Origin of the sequence: Leptolyngbya sp. DQ-M1, assembly GCF_039962505.1 — a bacterium.
Taxonomy (GTDB): Bacteria; Cyanobacteriota; Cyanobacteriia; order Leptolyngbyales; family Leptolyngbyaceae; genus Leptolyngbya.
Window position 1 is genome coordinate 166,684 of the sequence record NZ_JAMPLJ010000002.1, and the last position, 18,146, is coordinate 184,829.

An 18,146-nucleotide genomic window follows, 5' to 3' on the forward strand; every position below is an offset into this window, starting at 1 on the left:
TTCGAGGGTGCATATTGATAATTTCAGTCGATCTATTCTCTCATATTGATTAATAAAGTCTTAACGGATGCTCCAATCCGTACAATTCGCCGTATTGTAATCATTAGTTGTTTTCGTTCTCCGGGATAAGTGCGATCGTTGCACTAGCTTTGTCGCTGCCGTTCCCATCCGTATCCGTTATCCGAATTCCGTTGCATCTGTCTTTTTGGGCTGCAACGGTGTAAAGAAGTTTTTGCTACCAGAGTCACAGAAATATGGTGCATAAAAATTACTCCTCCACAGTTGGTCTGACGCTGCTGTTAACTACAGCGACGGTTGTAGATGTCCAGTGGGTTCGAGCGCAGTCGCCTGCATTTCAACTTCCGGCTTCTGTTGCCCAAGGAACCAGCGTTCGCGTCGATGGCTCTAGCAGCATGGCAGCCGTCAACACGGTTCTGAAGCAGCGCTTTGAACAGCAATTCCCTGGAACAAAAGTCAGTCTTGCTGCCAACGGCGCATCCACTGGCATTCAATCGGTGCTCAACGGCAAAACCGATATCGCCGCGATCGCCCGTCCCCTCACCGAAGCCGAAAAAGCTCAGGGCTTAAAATCCGTCCCGATGGGACGCGACAAAATTGCAATCCTTGTCGGCGCAAATAACCCGTTCGCAAAAAGCTTAACGATTAACCAGTTTGCGAGAATCTTCCGTGGCGAAGTCAAGAACTGGTCACAAGTTGGCGGACAGAACACCCCAATTAAGTTCGTTGATCGTCCTGATGACAGCGACACGCGCCAAGCATTCAAAGAGTATCCCGCCTTTAAGCAAGGGAAATTTACAACTGGCACAACCGCGCTCAAACTCAAACAAGACACGATTCAAGCCGTCGCTGCCAACTTGGGTAATAACGGCATCAGCTACGCGACCGCGAACCAGCTCAAAAACCGACCTGGCGTGAGAGCGATCGCAATGGACGGCGTAAAACCAACCGATGCGCGCTACCCCTTTTCTCAATCGCTCTACTATGTCTACAAAGATGGCGCGAATCCAGCCGTTCAAGCGTTTCTAGGATTGGCGACCAGTGCTCCTGGACAAACGGCGATCGCGAAAGCTGGAGTTGCAGAGAAGAACCCTGGCGAAAAGTCTGCTACGACCGGAGCGGCTTCTTCAGGCAGTCGTGAAGGCGACGGCAATCCTCTCGCTTTCCTCTTTCCTCGCGAAAATACTGCCGGAACCACTCCTGAGACTGGACTACCGCACTGGCTCTGGTGGCTGCTCCCGATCGGCTCAGGAGCCGCCTTGCTCTGGATGTTGGCGAGAGGTCGTCGCCCTCGCCCTGCCGCAACCCGCGATCGCTTGAGTCCGCCCGATCAAGCGCGTAACGAAACTGGCTCCTTTACTCCGCCTCCTTATTCAAGCGACCCGGACGCACCCTCTGTGAACGGCGCACCCTATGTTGAAGGCGGCTTTGATCCGCTGCACAACGCCAACGGCATGTCAGCGCCTTCGTTGGGAGAAGCACCCTCCAGGCAGCCGAGCAATTTTGATTTCGCTCCAAAGGATACAACCGATCGTGCCTTTGGCAACTTGAGCGCAGATTCACTGGCGCTGGGTGCAGGAGCAGCCACCTGGGCGGCGTTCAGCAACCGCCCCAACCAGAGCCGCGTGGTACTCAAGTCCCGTAGTTCTCAAGAAGTCGAAGCCTTTTGGGACATCCCCAACGATGAACGACAAGCGGCGCGGCAGCAGGGCGGCGAAAAATTAGCCCTGCGGCTCTACGATGTCACGAATATCGATTTGTCTCATCAATCCGCGCACAGCGTTCAGCAGATTGACTGTGACGAACTTACCCAGCGTCAACGCTTGCCGATCGGACTGGGCGATCGCGATTATCTCGTCGAAATCGGCTATCTCACGGGCTACAATCAGTGGCTCAGCCTCGCGAGATCGACTCATGTACGCGTTCCCGCTGCTAATCCTGGCTCGGTCAGAAGCACCACTGTAACTAGCAGTGATGCCATTGCTCCAGATGCCGTAGACTCAGCGAAAGCCGTGTTGTCAGACGATCGCGATATTGAAAATACAGCGGTCGAGCCTGCAACGACTGAATTCCCAACTGAAGCACCGCAACCCTCCACCGAGTCCCCAAGCTGGTTGCAACAGATGACCGATCGAATCACGGACACCGCTAGCAACGTGACTCAAGCAGGCGGAGCCGCCGCCACTGGAGCAGGAACTGCCGCTTGGTCTTTCATTTCTGGTCGGCATCAGGCAGACGCGCCACGGACAGCAGCGCCTCCCCCAGAAACCGCATCATTCACAACCGACACTACCCCTGAGAGCAACCTCAGCGATTCGTTTATCACAGGTGAGAAGATCGCACCTGCGGTGCAGCCAGAAAAGAATGAAGGTCGGCTGATTCTCACGCCGCGCAATTCTCGCTGGGCTTATGCAACTTGGGATTTACCCCGATCGCTGCGCTCCCGCATTAATCTCACGGGCAGTGAGAACCTGGTGTTACGGCTTTATGATGTTACCGAGAGCGGCGCGAGTCTGCCTGAGCGCTACGAGCAGCTTGACATCGACGACATGGCGCTGAGTTGCGATGTGCCGATTCCGATGAGCGATCACACCTACGTTGCCGAAGTCGGCTATGTCGATGTGAATCAGCAATGGACTCGACTGGCACGATCGACTCCAGCCCACGTCTCAGCTAACTAGAGTCATAAAAAAAGCGGTGAGGGTTATGCCCCACCGCTTTTTTAGTATCGCAATCCTATCGCGCCCAGTAAATCACTTTCTTCTCCAGCAAAACAAAGAAGCAGTAAAGCAATACCCCCATTAACGCCAAAATTAGTAGCGCTGCAAATGCAAGTGGGACATTGAAATCTGCGGTGGCTTGAACAATCAAAAATCCTAAGCCCGCATTAGAAGCCACAGATTCAGAAATCACCGTACCGATAAACGCGAACGATGCCGCAATTTTCAGCGATGCAAAGATGTACGGCAAAGTGTGGGGCCATCCCACCTTCTGGAAGGTTTCGACCTGAGTTGCGCCCAATGCCCGTAAAACATCTTTCATTTCCGGTTCAACTGTATCCAAGCCTAACGCGACGTTGACCGCGATCGGGAAAAACGCCAGCAAAAACGCCGTTAACGTTGCTGGAATTTCATTCGCCCCAAACCAAATTGCTAATAAAGGAACTAACGCTGCTTTCGGAATCGTGTTGAATGCAACCAGAAGCGGGTATAGAGTGAGATAAGCTACTTTTGAGTAGCCGATGATAAATCCTAAAACGACTCCCACTCCGACCGCAATCACAAATCCCAGCATGGTCGTCCAAAGTGTCCGCGTTGCGTTTGCAAGCAACTGAGGCGCAAAGTTGATCAGCGCATTCAAAATATTGGTGGGTGCAGGTAGGTTAAACGGCGGGATTTTAAAGATAATCACCGCCAACTCCCAAACCACAAACAGTAGAATGGTTGCCACAAAAGGAAGTACAAAGCCAGCGGACTTTGACTTAAAGAATTTTTCCATAATGAATCCTAGCTGTGGTGAATGTGCTTACGAATGTTGGCGAAGTAGTGATTAAACTCGTCGCTCAGTTCCATCTCCAGCGTTCTCGGACGCGGAAGATTAATCTTGACTTGGTAAATAATTGAACTGGGCCGCGGCCCCATGACGTAAACCGTATCCGACAGAAAAATGGCTTCACGTAGATCGTGCGTGATCAAAATGCCGACGCACTTCACCCGCATCCAAAGGCTTTGCAGCATTCCCCACATTTCCTCACGGGTAAACGCATCCAGCGCTCCAAATGGTTCATCCAGCAGCAGAATCTCTGGACTGTGAATCAACGATCGACACAGCGATGCCCGCTGTCGCATTCCTCCAGACAACTGCCACGGATACTGCTTCTGAAAATCTTGCAGCCGCACGGTTGAGAGGAGATCCTGCGCCATGCGAATATATTCTGCTTTGCGCTGGCGAAAGTTCTTTTTATACGGCTCAGCAATCTCTAAGGGCAGCATCACATTGTCGATCGTATTGCGCCACGGCAGCATCACTGGATTCTGAAACGCAATCCCAGTATTCCGCAGTGGTTTTTTGATCGGCGTTCCCCGATAGCGAATTTCGCCGATCGGAGCCGGGCTCAGCCCCGACACCATCCGCAAAATCGAGGTCTTACCGCAACCGCTCGGCCCCACAAACGACACAAACTCGCCTGGGTGAATCGATAGGTTCACTTCCTGAATAATCCGACGCATTGAGCCTTCAAACGGATACTCTAACCCTACGTTGTCAAACTCTAACAGCGGCTGTCCATCGGCTGAATCAGAGCTGATCGATCGAGAATCGGTGCGGGGCTGAACCATAGCTGTAAGAAAGTGTAAGGTGGATAAAAGCAAAAGGCTAAGCACAAGGCTCAGCCTACCAGTCGGTTTAGGTTAGTGGTTTGCGATCGGTCGGGACGGTTCGCTGTTCCTTCGGCGGTAAGAACTTATCGGTAAAGATATCGGCAACCGCAGGCGTTGTCTTCAGCCCGAATCCTTCAGCCGTCTGTTTCAGCGTTTTTTCAAGTCGTGCGGGGTCGGCGGCTCCTAAGCCGTTCTGCTCCACTTCAGGACTTAACAACATGCGATCGAGCGCAACCTGCAAGCGCACTCTCTCAGCTTCGCGATCCATCAGCTTCGAGTCATCGGATGCCATCACTGCGTCAAGTGCTGCGCTCGGATCTCTTAACGTATCTTGAAGCCCACGCATATATGCTCTGACAAATGCCTTGATCGTGTCAGGATTTTGCTCGACAAAGCTTGCTTTTGCCAGAATGGTGTTGCCGTAGAATTCAAGCCCGTTGTCGTTGTAGTAGAACACATTAATATCGTCTAGCTTCTTACCCCCTTTAAGCAATCCGGGTAGAGCCGAGGTTGCAAATCCGCTAATTGCATCGACTTGCCCTTGCAGCAAAAAGCTTTCTCGCAGTCTTGGCTCCATTGTTGTCCACTCTACCGAGTTCGGATCAATTCCGACTTGCTTGGCAAACACTGGGAACAACTTGCGGGGGCCATCGCCTGCGGGCGCACCAAGTTTCTTGGCTGTGAGGTCTTTGGGAGAAGCAATGCCTTTATCTTTGAGCGCCAAGATTGCAAATGGTGCTCGATTCTGCGTCACTGCAACTGCCATTATCTTGTCATTTGGGTTCTTCTCATTAAACTCCAGCGCGTTATACATATCGCTGAAGGACAAATCAAATTTTCCAGTGCCCAGTTTGCTAATGGTGTCGGCGTTGCCGAATCCGCGCTCATAGGTAACATTCAAGCCCTCTTTAGCAAAGTATCCATTTTTCATCGCCAAAATCAGCGGCGCATCTAAGCTTTGTTTCAAGAATGAAAGTTGCACTCGGACGTTTTTTAGGTCTTGAGTATTTGCCACAGGACTCGATGCCGAGCCGCCAGCGGCAGTTGTGGTTGGTGTTTGTTGAGAACATCCGCCAAACAAAACCACTGCGGCGGCAATGAGTGACAAACTGGATAGTTGCTTTGATACTTTCTTCACAGTGTTTCTCCAAGAGCAGCGATCGTCGATAGGTTCGCGATCAACAAAAGAGGGGCATTGAGTTTGAAAAGCAACGCTTCAGCCGACCGCTCCAAGTCAATATCAAAACGGTGGATGCAGCGCCAAAGTACAATATGGGGCAGTAGCTCAACCCCTTGATGTAACGCTGTATACAGAATACATCACTTCTTTGCAGGGTGTTATCTCGATACGATGTACCATGCTTCTTGTCTTTCAAGACACCTGCTTAAACTTTTCTTAAGAGCAGGAAAACTCCGGTTTCAAAACTCTTATGCAAAGACTATTTGCTGCATCAAGCTGCATCGATACTTTGATTCAAGCCTTTCAGCGACTTCCTACACGGAGGTTTATAGAGTTTACTCTCAACGCTGTAGAGGTATAGCAGATGACAGAAGGTTAGATCAACCTCGCAGTATCTGTAGATGTGTTTGTATACGGCATACTGCCCAGTGTGAAGAGGAGTGAGTGAACCCTATGCGTAAGCGGCTTTTGTTAGCTTCTGCTGCTGCATTGGCGGCAAATTTCGGGCTGGTGTCTATTGCGGTGGCTGAACCTGCGATCAAGGAGAAAGCAGAGCAGGATGAACTCAGCAGCTTGAAGGTCAAAGAAAATTTAAAATCTGCTGAGCCCTCTGCAAATGTGGAAAGCCCCAGCATCGAGTCAATTTCTACTCAGTTAAACTTATCCCCCAGTCAGCCCGCCAGTGGAATGCAGCGCGTAGGAACCGTCGCGGAACTGAGCGCACCGGAGCCGAAGCGTGTTACTCCTAATATGAGTCAAGTGACTTCCGTTTCGCAGCTATCGGATGTGCGACCAACCGACTGGGCATTTCAAGCATTGCAATCTCTAGTTGAGCGCTATGGGTGTATCGCTGGGTATCCAGACCGAACCTTTCGCGGCAATCGAGCCACCACTCGCTACGAATTTGCCGCCGGATTGAATGCGTGTCTCAATCGAATCAACGAGCTGATCGCCGCTTCGACCGCTGACCTGGTAAAGAAAGAAGACCTCAACACACTGCAAAAGCTGCAAGAACAATTTGCCACAGAGTTAGCAGCCCTGCGCGGACGAGTGGATGCCCTAGAAGCCAGAGCCACAACCCTCGAACGGCAGCAATTCTCAACCACCACAAAGCTAACCGGAAACGTCTTTTTTAACTTAACTGGGGCTTTTCCTACAGGCGATATCACCGCAGAGCGTAACCCCGCGACTCCTGGAAATGCGATCGCGCCCCCGGTTCGCCAAGGTGGAGCGCGAATTCCCTCAAGAGTGCTGCGTGGGCAGCCGAATATTACCTTCAGCTACTATGCATTTTTGAACCTCAACACCTCGTTCACAGGACGAGATCAGTTAGTCACACAGCTCGTCTCTGGAAACGGCAACTCTCCAGCAAACCAGCTTGTCTCTGCCGGATTTTTTAACTCTTGGGGAACTCCCTTTCTCGATCAGACCGGAGTGCTGACCACCGGATCGGTTTCAGTGCGTGAACTCTTCTACTCGTTTCCAGTCAATAACAGCGTTCGCATTGCTTTCGGGCCACGCTTGAATTTTTATCGCTACTTTGATCAAAACCGCTTTACCTTTTTTCTCACTGGTGCAGGCAGCTTTAACTCAAATGGCAGTACCCTCTCGAACGCAGTCGATCGAGGTTCCGGTGCCGTTGTAATTTGGAATATTACGCCCCAACTCCGCTTCACGACCGCATATCTTGGAGAAAACACCGAGTTTCTCAACCCCGCCGCCGGATTCAACACCTCAAGCGATCCAGCGCGAGGACTGTTCCGCGCCACAAACACGATTAGTGCAGAACTCGCCTACTCACCCACACCGAGCTTCAACTTCCGATTCTTATATACTCGATCGAACCTCAATCCCACCGCTGCTGGATTTATCGGGGGTTCGCCCGGCGAACCTGTGCCTTACGGCTATGTGGATGATGGATTTGGTGGAGCCTTGCAAGAGTCGGCATCGGATGCGTTTATTGCCAATTTTGACTGGTTGATCACACCCAGATTTGGCGTGTTTGGGCGCTACTCCTACGGGCGTACCGATGTGAATCCGGTCAACCCAGTCAGAGCAGGTGGAGATGTGCGAGTGCAATCCTTCCAGGTGGGTTTAGGATTTCCCGACTTGGGTAAAAAAGGTGCCTTGGGTGTCATTTCCTTCGTAATGCCATACGACTATATCGGCGGGCGTGAGTTTCTGCTCTCTGGTGGCGGCGATTGGGGAACGCAGTATGACTTAGAACTGTCTTATTTCTATCCCCTCAGTCCGAACGTCGCGATCGTGCCTTCGTTCTACACCATTTTCAACGCCAATAACTTTAACAGCAATTCCACTGTGTTTATTGGCAATATTCGGACGCAGTTTACCTTCTAGTGCTGCTGTCATTTCGGCAGTTTCCCCTTCTGATTTCCTAGAGCACCAGGAGGGGTTTTCCTGCGAGTTCTTTCTCTGGGCAGTATGCGAGCGAAGCAGTGCTTCTCGCAATTTTATTCTTCAAGAAGACCAGAACAGCGGGTATCTCTGCCGGACATTAATGTAATTTTGCTCAAATGTATTTTTCACTAGAATTGAATTTTTTAAAGAAGCCGAAATATCAGCCGCATTCACAAATCACTGTGTAACATTCACAAATCAAATTCAAGATTAATCACATAATTCTTATCTCTGCCTTTAGATAGATGCAAATTGAATCCTCCTCTGTCTTTCGGATGTTTCGTTTAACGGGAGTAAGTTTATTGCGGCGCTTGGGAAACCTATATAGAGAAAGCTTTGGGTATATGGTAAGACCCTGAATATGGGGAAGTCAGGTATGTTAGTTGATGATTCTTCAACCGATTCTCCTAGCGGTTTGCTTGGCATTCGCAGCCGAATGCACTTTAGTGGACGGTTAGATGTTTTTGGTAGTGGGCAACAGTGGAGTCTATACCTCTATATGGGGCGATTAATCTGGGCAACGGGTGGGCCACATCCTCACCGTCGCTGGCATCGCTATCTCACCCAGCATTGTCCCCACCTCAGTCCTAGCGCGATCGCGCTTCCCTCCACCACAGATACGCTCTGTCAGGACTATCAAGCTTTGAATATCCTGGCAAAATGCCAGCAAATCAATCCAGAACAAGCGGTTGCGCTGATCCGCAGCACCGTCAAAGAAATCCTATTCGACATCATTCAGCAGGAGGAAACCCGACCCGTCACCTTCAAAACCGATGCTCAAGACATGCCAGAAGCATCGTTGGCACTGCTCAACGCTGAACATCTTCTCAATGAAGTGCAGCAACAATGGAATACTTGGCGATCGCTGGGATTTGCAGATCATTCTCCCAACCTTGCACCTGTTCTGCGCCATCCGGAGCAACTGCAAGAACACACCCCAGAAAAACTCTATAAAATGCTCATTTCGCTCATCGATGGTCGGCGGACTCTGCGGGATCTGGCAATGTTGACCAAGCAAGACTTGCTGCAATTCATGCGCGTGCTTGTGCCCCTGTACCGCAAAGGACTGGTTGCCCTGATCCAAATTCCCGATCTGGCGCTTCCGGGAACAGCCCAACCGAGTACACCAACTTCTGGCTCTATCCAATCCAACCCCTCTAGCAACAGCGCACCCCAAAAAAGCCAACCCCAGCGGATTATCTCCTCACCGCCGATCGCAGGCTCAAACCGCGCCCCGCTAATCGCCTGCATCGACGACAGCAAGCGAGAATGCCAGCTCATGGAGCGCATTCTTACGGAGGCAGGCTATCAGTTTGTCGGCATCCAAGACTCGATTCAAGCATTGCCCGTCCTGCTGGAGAAAAAACCTGGCTTAATTTTTCTGGATTTGGTCATGCCGATTGCCAACGGATACGAGATTTGCGCTCAAGTCCGTCGGGTTTCTGCCTTTAAAGATATCCCGATTGTTATTTTGACGGGCAGTGACGGAATCATAGATCGAGTCCGGGCAAAGTTTGTCGGGGCATCAGGATTTTTAGCCAAGCCAGTTGATGCCGATCGGGTGTTAACCGTGGCGCGAAAAGCCCTGCCGATTGATAGTTAACGATGCGGAGAAGCGAATGAAAACGGTACTGCTAGTTGAAGATAGTGTGACTGAGATGCAGCTTTTGACGGTTTACCTGCAAAGGGCGGGACTGACCGTAGTGAGCGCTCAAAGCGGTGAAGAAGCCCAAACCAAACTGACGGCTCAAACTCCTGATTTAATTGTGCTGGATGTGATCTTGCCTGGACAAAGCGGCTTTGAACTCTGCCGCGAACTCAAGTCCGACCCTAAAACGAAGCAAATTCCTGTCGTGATTTGTTCAACCAAAGATACTGAAGTCGATATGATTTGGGGCAACCTGCTCGGCGCAAATGCCTATCTTCCCAAACCCGTTAATCCCGCTACACTGCTCAGCACGATTCGCGACCTCAAGGTAATTTAACGGAGGCGCGCAGTATGGTTGGTATGGCTGCTCCTTTGGAATGGGCACCATTGCGTGTCCCACAGCCCGCTTCGATCGCCAGCCTGGAATCGTTGCTGAATCCACCTGTCGAGATCAAACCGCTTGAGAAATTTTTGCGGTTTCACCTGAACCAATCTCACTCGATGCTGCTACCGCTAGAAGACATCATTGCCGTACAGGCCATTTCAATTCTGGATGTCTTGCCTGTACCGCAAATGAGCGCTTGTGTGTTGGGATTGTCAAACTGGCGCGGCGAAGCGCTTTGGCTTGTCGATCTGCTTTACCAGCTTGGATTCGACGAGATCTTACAGCCCGCACAATCCCTGACTATCTTGAACGCGATCGTCGTGCAGTTCCAAGGCAAATGGCTCGGTTTAACGGTTCAAGCGATCGGTGAAATTGAAGAACATGATCCAGAGAAACTGGTGCATCCCTCTCCGGATCTGTTTGCTCAGCCCCTCGCTGCTTTTATCAAGGGATATTTTGGGCATGACCATAGCATTGTCTTAAGCACTGCTGCCATTTTGCAAGATCCAGCTTTACATTCACAGGCTTCAATCTAACTTTTCTACCCCTAGCCTCCGGAGTCTTTCTATGTCTGCATCGCATCGTTCTGAACCTACCCTGGATTTGTCTTCCATGTTTTCCGCAGAACCCACGCTCGAAGAATTTACAGCTTTCCTCTCAGAGACTCCCGTTGAGGTGAATGGGATGAGCGGTAGAAATGCTGCGATCGAGCCTGCGCCAATGCCCGAATCCGTCGCTACCTACACAAACGGCAATGGCGCAAGTCAAACCAACTCAGAGGAGACAGGACGCGATCTCCAACAAGTTGTAACGGCGCTGACGGGATTGAAATCGGAACTCAAGCGGGCAGGACTCCTTGAGAAACCTAACATTCAAAATTTATTTCGCCAGGTTGCAGAATTTGCGGCGGTTCAGCCCAAGCAGCAGGGCGGGGTAAGAGAACTGCGCGATCACCGCAAGCAGCTTACGACGATCGCGGCTCAGATGCGCCTGATCACTGACATGGACGCTTTAATGAAGGTCTTTGTCAAAGTTGCCCGCGAAACCCTGCAAGCCGATCGCGCCCTAATCTATCGGTTCAACACTCAAGACACAGGATCGATCATTGCCGAATCGGTAGTGCGAGGATGGACACCCGCGCTAGGAGCAACCCCTTCACTGACTTGTTTTTGTTTTGATCAGCCCGAAGACTATGTGACGCATCAAGTGGTCGTTGTTGAAGATGTCAATCGTGTCGATTTGATGCCGTACCAACATCAACTGCTCGAACAACTGCAAGTCAAAGCAAGTCTAAGCTTACCGATTCGGGTGTCGGGTCAAGCTTGGGGTTTACTGATTCTGCAACAATGTTCCCGCTCCAGAGTGTGGCAAGAAGTTGAGATTAACCTCCTGCACCAGCTTTGTTTGGAACTCACGATCAATCTACAGCAGTCAGAGTTTTCCTCAAAGCTGACGCAGCAAAATGAAGCGGAAAAAGCGATCTTCAAAGTAATCGATCGCATTCGTCGATCGCTTGATCTCGACACTGTATTTCGGACGACCACGCAAGAAATCCGTCAGCTTCTCAAAGTCGATCGCGTCAGCCTTTATCGCTTTGAACCGGACTGGAGCGGTGAATTTGTGGCAGAATCGACTGCTCCGGGTTGGACTTCGCTGCTTCAAGAACAAATCGATAGTCCCATCCTCAAACAGAACATCAGTGAATGTAGCGCTAAGCAGCTAGGCAATAGTTCAGCCCGCACTACCGATACCTATTTCCAGCAAACGCAGGGCGGCAAGTTGTCGAATCCCACTGCTTTTCGAGCCGTAAGCGATATCTATGAGGCGGGCTTCTCACCTTGCTACATTGAGATGCTAGAACGCTATCAAGCAAGAGCTTATGTGATTGTCCCCATCTTGCAGAATCAGAAGCTTTGGGGCTTGTTGGCGGCGTATCAGAATTCGGCTTCTCGCGATTGGCAAGATGCAGAAATTTCGCTGATGTCCCGGTTGGGATTACAGTTAGGCGTGGCGATTCAACAAGCACAAAATCTTCAACAGCTACGATCGCAGACCGAGCAACTTGCAAAAGTATCTGAGCGTGAACGCGCTGCGGCACGAGTGATTGATAAGATTCGTACATCGCTCGATCTCAATACAATCTTTAAAACTGCAACTCAAGAAGTTCGACAGTTTCTCAACACCGATCGCGTCTGTGTGTATCGGTTCAGCCCGGATTGGAGTGGTGAATTTGTGGCAGAATCGGTTGTACCAGGCTGGATTTCACTGATGGAAGAGCAGCTTGAGAACGCCGTCTTCAAAGAAAATGCCAGCGACTGTGATATCAAAACAATAGGTAGAGCCAAATCGATCGACACCTACTTACAACAAACTCAAGGGGGTGCATACGCAAAAGGCACAAACTTTAGAGCCGTTTCGGATATCTACAAAGCTGGATTTTCGCCGTGTTATCTCGGTGTGCTAGAACGCTACCAAGCAAAAGCCTACATCATTGTTCCGATCATGCAAGGAGAAAAGCTGTGGGGCTTGCTAGCAGCCTATCAAAATTCAGGAGTCCGGCACTGGGATGATTCTGAAGTTAGCTTGATGATTCAGATTGGAACTCAGCTAGGGGTGGCGATTCAGCAAGCAGAATATTTAAAGCAGGTTGAAGCTCAAACGGAACAACTGAAAAAAGCAGCAGCACGGGAACGCAACTTCATTCGTGTGATCGACCAAGTGAATAAGTCAGTGCTGGAGCGGATTCGCCAATCGAGCGACATTGAGACAATCTTTGGACAGACCACTCAGCAGATTCGACAATTTTTGCAAACCGATCGCATCGCAATTTATCGCTTTAATGAGGACTGGGGCGGTGTATTTGTCTCAGAATCGATTACACCAGGCTGGTCGCGGTTAGTTGGGGCTGATTTTCAAACAACTTGGGATGACACGCATTTGCAGGAGACTCAGGGCGGACGATACCGCAACAATGAAAGCATTGCAGTCGATGATATCTATAAAGCGGGGCACTTGCCGTGTCACACCGAGAAGCTGGAACAATTTCAAGTTAAGGCGTACATGATTGTGCCCATTTTTGCAGGGCAGAAGCTTTGGGGACTAATGGGGGCGTATCAGAACAACGCTCCACGTCATTGGGAAGAGTCAGAGATTAATTTGCTGGCTCAACTTGGGGCACAGCTAGGGGTCGCAATTCAGCAGTCTGAGTATCTCTCGCAGATTCAACGGCAAGCTGAACGGGAAAAAATTCTGTCAAAGATCAGCGATCGCATTCGCCAGCCAATCGATTTGGAGCATCAGTCCTCGGATGTCAATTCGATTTTTCAGGCGATCACTCAGGATATTCGGCAATTTCTTAAAGTCGATCGAGCTGCTCTCTATCGCTTTAATCCAGACTGGAGCGGTGATTTTGTCTATGAATCGGTATCCGCAGGATGGAGCAAGCTGGTTGGCAGCGAGATTGGAACAAACGTGCAAGATACTCATCTGCGCGACACCAAAGGCGGGCGATACCGCAACCGGGAGAGCTTAGCGATCGATGATATTTACAATGCAGGTCACGATCCTTGCCACGTTGAGCTTTTAGAGAAGTTTGAGGCGCGGGCATATGTCCTGGTTCCCGTTTTTAGCAAACAAGAACTCTGGGGAATTCTAGCGGTTTACCAGAATAACGGCCCTCGTCAATGGGAAGACGCAGATGTCGCCTTACTCAATCAGATTGCTGGGCAGCTTGGCGTGGTACTAGAGCAAGTTAACTCCCTCGAAAGGCTGAGAATCCAGTCTGAACAACTTGCCGAAGCAGCACAGCGCGAGAAAATGGCAAAAGAACAACTGCAAACCCAAGTCATTCAACTTCTGACCGCAGTGAGACCTGTGTTCTCTGGGGATTTAACGGTTCGGGTTCCAGTCGTTGAGAACGAAGTGGGAACGATCGCCGACGCTTACAACAACACCATTCAAAGCTTACGCAAAATCGTGACTCAGGTGCAGACTTCTGCAACTCAGGTGACGAACACCTCTCATAGCAGCAGCACTGCGATTGCAAAGCTGACTGAACAAGCCGAGGAACAGCTACAGGAAGTGACACGCGCGCTCGATCAGCTTCAAGCGATGGTGAGTTCAACGCAAGCAGTCGCGGCAAATGCTCGACAGGTTGAAACGGCACTCCAGCAAGCCAACCAAACTGTGCGATCGGGCGATGCAGCGATGAACCGCACGGTTGATAGCATTCTGGCGATTCGAGAGACGGTAGCGGAAACGAGCAAGAAAATTAAGCGCCTGAGTGAATCCTCGCAGAAGATCTCGAAAGTGGTGAGTTTGATTAGCAATTTCACGACGCAAACGCAGTTACTCGCATTAAACGCTTCGATCGAGGCAACCCGCGCTGGTGAGTACGGGCGAGGCTTTACGGTGGTGGCAGATGAAGTGCGATCGCTGGCGCGACAATCGGCTGAGGCAACCCGCGAAATCGAAAAACTATCGCAGGAGATTCAGTCTGAAACAAGCGCGGTCGCAACTGCAATGGACACAGGAATTCAGCAAGTCGTCAACGGAACTGGACTCGTTAACGAGACTCGCCAACAGTTAAACGAGATCATCAACGCGACTGCGCAGATTAGTCAATTGGTCTACGCAATCACCGAGGCAACGCAAGCGCAAACTCAACAATCGAAATTAGTGACGCAGGCGATGACAGATGTGGCAGATTTAGCAAATAAGAATTCTGAACAGTCGAATCAAATCTCGACCTCGTTCCAGGAGTTGCTAAACACAGCTCAGCAGCTCCAAGTCAGCGTGACACAGTTCAAGGTGAGTTAGGGAGTGGGGGATAGCGTGCAGATGCCGCACGCTATCCCTTTAACGCTAGTTCGACGGATTTTTTCGTTTCGTTGATGCTCAGTCGTGCCCCCTAAATTCCCCATTTTGGGGAACTCTGAAGGTCGGAGAACTCCCCCAGATTTGGGAATGGCTTTGCTCTAAGTTCCCCATGAATGGGGGATTTAGGGGGCGACCCGCAGATTCAAACGCAGCCAAAAACTTTTGTCGAACTCACTTCCCTTTAGCATTCTGTTGCCCAACTTTAGTGCTTTGAGTTCCCTATGATGTCTGATGCTAAACTCCGTGAACAAACTTACTCGTACTTTCTGACAGAAGCGCAGGATTTACTGCAGTCGATCGAGCAACATTTATTCTCGCTGCGTCAAGATCGCTCTGCCGCTAAAGTGCATGAACTGATGAGAGCGGCTCACACGCTCAAAGGAGCCGCCGCCAGCGTTGAATTTGAGAGTGTCAAAACGATCGCGCACTCGTTTGAAGATGTTTTTAAGGCGTTGTTTAAGCCGGAGGTCACGATCGATGCAGAGCTAGAAGCTTTGCTATATGAAGGGTACGACTGTCTACGAATGCCCATAACGGCAGCGATCGCGGGAGTGAGTTGTCAAGAAGCAGAGGTACTAAATCGAGCAGAGGCAATTTTTTCTCAGATTCGCAAAAAGCTGGGTCGGCATTTTGATGCAGATGCTGCGATACCAACCTCGGCAGAGTTGGGGTTTGATCTCGTTCAGTCGATGTTTGAAACTGGAGTACAGGAACGGCTTGAGCAATTAGAAAGTGTACTCGCAGCAGGAAACTCAACCGCGATCGCCGAAACCCTACAAACGCAGGCAGAAGTATTTTTAGGATTAGCAGAATCGCTCAGTTTAAAGGGATTTGGCGCGATCGCTCAAACAGCTTTAACCGCACTCAAACGCCAACCCGATCGAGTGCAGGACATTGCTAAAGCGGCACTGATCGATTTTCGCCAAGGACAGAGTGCGGTTCTCAGCGGCGATCGAGTTTCAGGCGGTGAAGTGTCAACTGCACTCAAGCAGTTTGCAGGACTGAGCCAGAAGCCGAATGACTCTGTCCCCAGCGCTTGGACAAGATTAAAGCGGTTTCTCCGACGATCGCTGCTCAATCCTCCCACAGTCAAACCCGAACCTTCTCAAAATATTCCTGAGTCAAATGACCTCTTTACCGTTGATCCTGCCTTTGAACAACTTGCCACCGAGTTTGCGGCACAGGCCGAACTTCAGGATTTAGGCTTTCAGGATTTGAACTTCCAGGATTCAAACCTCCAGGATTCAAGTTCAAACATGGAATTCTGGGACGCAGAACCCGCTCTAAACGATGCGTCAAACCATGCTGCCCTAACCGTTTCTCCGCCTGTGGTAGCGGCTCCCCCGCAGTCCGTTGCTCAAAAAGCCACGCTCTCAGATACCATTCGGGTTGACCTAGCCAATTTAGAGTCGCTGAACTTGATTGCCAGTGAACTCCTGATCTATCAGAATCAGCAATTGCTTCAAGATGAACAGTTGCAAGTGATGCTGGTCGATTTGGTCGATCGGCTGAATCGGCATCAGCAGATGCTATCGCAGTTGAAAGACTGGGCATCTATTGCTCCGGAGCGCTTCGCTAGAGGAGGTCATTCTCTCGCAACAAACAGCGATTTGAAGCAGAAATTCGATCCGCTTGAACTCGATCGATACAATGAGTTTTATGTGCGCCTACAGAGAGCTGTGACAGAAGCAGAGCAGCTTGAAACCGTAGCAGAAGCGATCGGATTCCTAGCGCGAGAGTCTCGATTGACGCGGGGTAAGCAAGGGCGGCTGTTATCCAATCTACGGGATGATTTGATCACGGTTCGGATGATGCCGATCGGTACCATTTTCAATCGCTTGCCTGCTGTAGTGCAACAACTAAGCGAAACTTATGGCAAAACCGTGAACTTGCGGTTAGCTGGAACCGAAGTAATGGTCGATAAAGCCCTTGCAGAAAAGCTTTATGATCCATTGCTGCACTTAGTTCGCAATGCGTTTGATCATGGAGTCGAGCCTGATTCACTGCGATCGCAGCAAGGAAAATCGATCGGTGAAATCGAAGTTCGTGCTTATCAGCAAGGCAATCGGACGGTGATCGAAGTCAAGGATAATGGGCGCGGCTTAGATTTACAAAAAATTTGTCAGCGTGGATTTGAACAAGGACGACTGCCTTCTTGCTACGTCGATCGCTGCTCCGAATCTGAACTTCTAAACCTGCTGTTTGAGCCTGGTTTTTCGACGGCTGAGCAAGTCACAGACTTGTCCGGGCGGGGCGTTGGACTGGATGTGGTGCGATCGCAAATTCAAGCGATGCGCGGCACTGTGACGATTACCTCAGAACCCAACCAAGGGACAACTTTTTCATTGCAATTGCCGCTCACCCTGATCAGCGCGAGACTGCTGGTATGCCAAGCAGGACACGCAATCTACGGCATGATCTCTGAGGACGTAATCCGAATCGTGTCGCCCAGTAGCGCAGAGGTCGAACAACTGGGACAGCAGCGCGTTTTACATTGGCGCTATGAAGACGAGAAACAAACTGTTCCAATTCATTCACTCTCTGATGCTGTAACTTACACGAACCGATTAATCAGCCTCCAAGCGGCGCTACATTCAACTGAGGAGCTTAGAACTGTTCCGGCGCTGACCTCATCGATTCTGATTTGCAGGCATCAGAATACTTGGGTTGGGATCGAGGTCGATCGCGTACTTGGAGAACAAGAACTGGTACTACGACCTGTGGGAAATACGCTCACACCACCCAGCTACATCTATGGCTGTAGTGTTCTAGGCGATGGTCGATCGCTCTTGGCGATCGATGCGGTCGCATTAGTCGAGCGAAATCAAGCGAGGTCTAACGCTGTCCCAACTCAATCTACACTCATTGCAAAAACCGTATTAGTCGTTGATGATTCGCTCACGGTGCGGCAAACCGTTGCAGCAACACTCAACCGCGCAGGATATCAAGTGATTCAAGCACAAGATGGATTAGAGGCGATCGCGCAGCTACAGCAGCATCCTGAGATTCAACTGATTACCTGTGACATTGAAATGCCGCGTCTCAATGGCTTTGAATTTCTCAAGCGGTACAAGCAAGCGTCCCAGGCTCCAGTCGTCATGCTCACCTCTCGCACCAGCGAAAAACATCAGCAGTTGGCAAAGCAGCTCGGCGCGGCAGCCTATCTCACTAAGCCGTATGACCAGGGTGAATTACTTCAGCTAGTCGAACAGTTGATCAACGCAAAGGTGGTGCAGTAAG

General features: G+C 50.4%; 10 protein-coding genes. 7 read left to right on the top strand and 3 right to left on the bottom strand.

Features of this window, described 5'->3' with window-relative positions; all coding sequences use genetic code 11:
* The first annotated feature begins 254 nt into the window (after positions 1–254).
* Entirely contained in the window at positions 255–2,699 is a 2,445-nt protein-coding gene (locus NC981_RS06760) for a DUF4912 domain-containing protein (protein WP_348242172.1), read from the top strand.
* Positions 2,700–2,754: 55 nt separating this feature from the next.
* On the opposite strand, the gene NC981_RS06765 is transcribed toward NC981_RS06760, so the two are convergent.
* The 3 genes from NC981_RS06765 to NC981_RS06775 form a co-directional block, all read right to left on the bottom strand.
* A complete protein-coding gene (locus NC981_RS06765) occupies positions 2,755–3,516 on the bottom strand; it encodes an ABC transporter permease (protein WP_190379694.1) in 762 nt (253 codons plus the stop codon).
* Positions 3,517–3,524: 8 nt separating this feature from the next.
* Positions 3,525–4,355: an ABC transporter ATP-binding protein gene (locus NC981_RS06770; RefSeq protein WP_348242173.1), complete on the bottom strand. Its 831-nt coding sequence runs from the start codon at positions 4,353–4,355 to the stop codon at positions 3,525–3,527.
* A gap of 67 nt (positions 4,356–4,422) precedes the next feature.
* A complete protein-coding gene (locus NC981_RS06775; protein WP_348242174.1) occupies positions 4,423–5,535 on the bottom strand; it encodes an ABC transporter substrate-binding protein in 1,113 nt (370 codons plus the stop codon).
* Between the two features lie 495 nt (positions 5,536–6,030).
* On the opposite strand from NC981_RS06775, the gene NC981_RS06780 reads away from it, so the two are divergent.
* The 6 genes from NC981_RS06780 (at position 6,031) to NC981_RS06805 (ending at position 18,145) form a co-directional block, all read left to right on the top strand.
* Complete coding sequence (locus tag NC981_RS06780) at positions 6,031–7,935, top strand: iron uptake porin (RefSeq protein WP_348242175.1); 1,905 nt, start codon at positions 6,031–6,033, stop codon at positions 7,933–7,935.
* 436 nt (positions 7,936–8,371) lie between these two features.
* On the top strand, positions 8,372–9,598 hold the full coding sequence (locus NC981_RS06785; protein ID WP_348242176.1) for a response regulator: 1,227 nt from the start codon (positions 8,372–8,374) through the stop codon (positions 9,596–9,598).
* Positions 9,599–9,614: 16 nt separating this feature from the next.
* Positions 9,615–9,980: a response regulator gene (locus NC981_RS06790; protein ID WP_190379699.1), complete on the top strand. Its 366-nt coding sequence runs from the start codon at positions 9,615–9,617 to the stop codon at positions 9,978–9,980.
* A gap of 14 nt (positions 9,981–9,994) precedes the next feature.
* Positions 9,995–10,564, top strand: a complete 570-nt coding sequence (locus NC981_RS06795; RefSeq protein WP_348242177.1) for a chemotaxis protein CheW — start codon at positions 9,995–9,997, stop codon at positions 10,562–10,564.
* Between the two features lie 31 nt (positions 10,565–10,595).
* Positions 10,596–14,846 (top strand): GAF domain-containing protein, encoded by a 4,251-nt coding sequence (locus NC981_RS06800; protein WP_348242178.1) that lies wholly within the window; start codon positions 10,596–10,598, stop codon positions 14,844–14,846.
* A 281-nt stretch (positions 14,847–15,127) separates the two neighbouring features.
* On the top strand, positions 15,128–18,145 hold the full coding sequence (locus NC981_RS06805; RefSeq protein WP_348242179.1) for a hybrid sensor histidine kinase/response regulator: 3,018 nt from the start codon (positions 15,128–15,130) through the stop codon (positions 18,143–18,145).
* Position 18,146 lies beyond the last annotated feature (1 nt).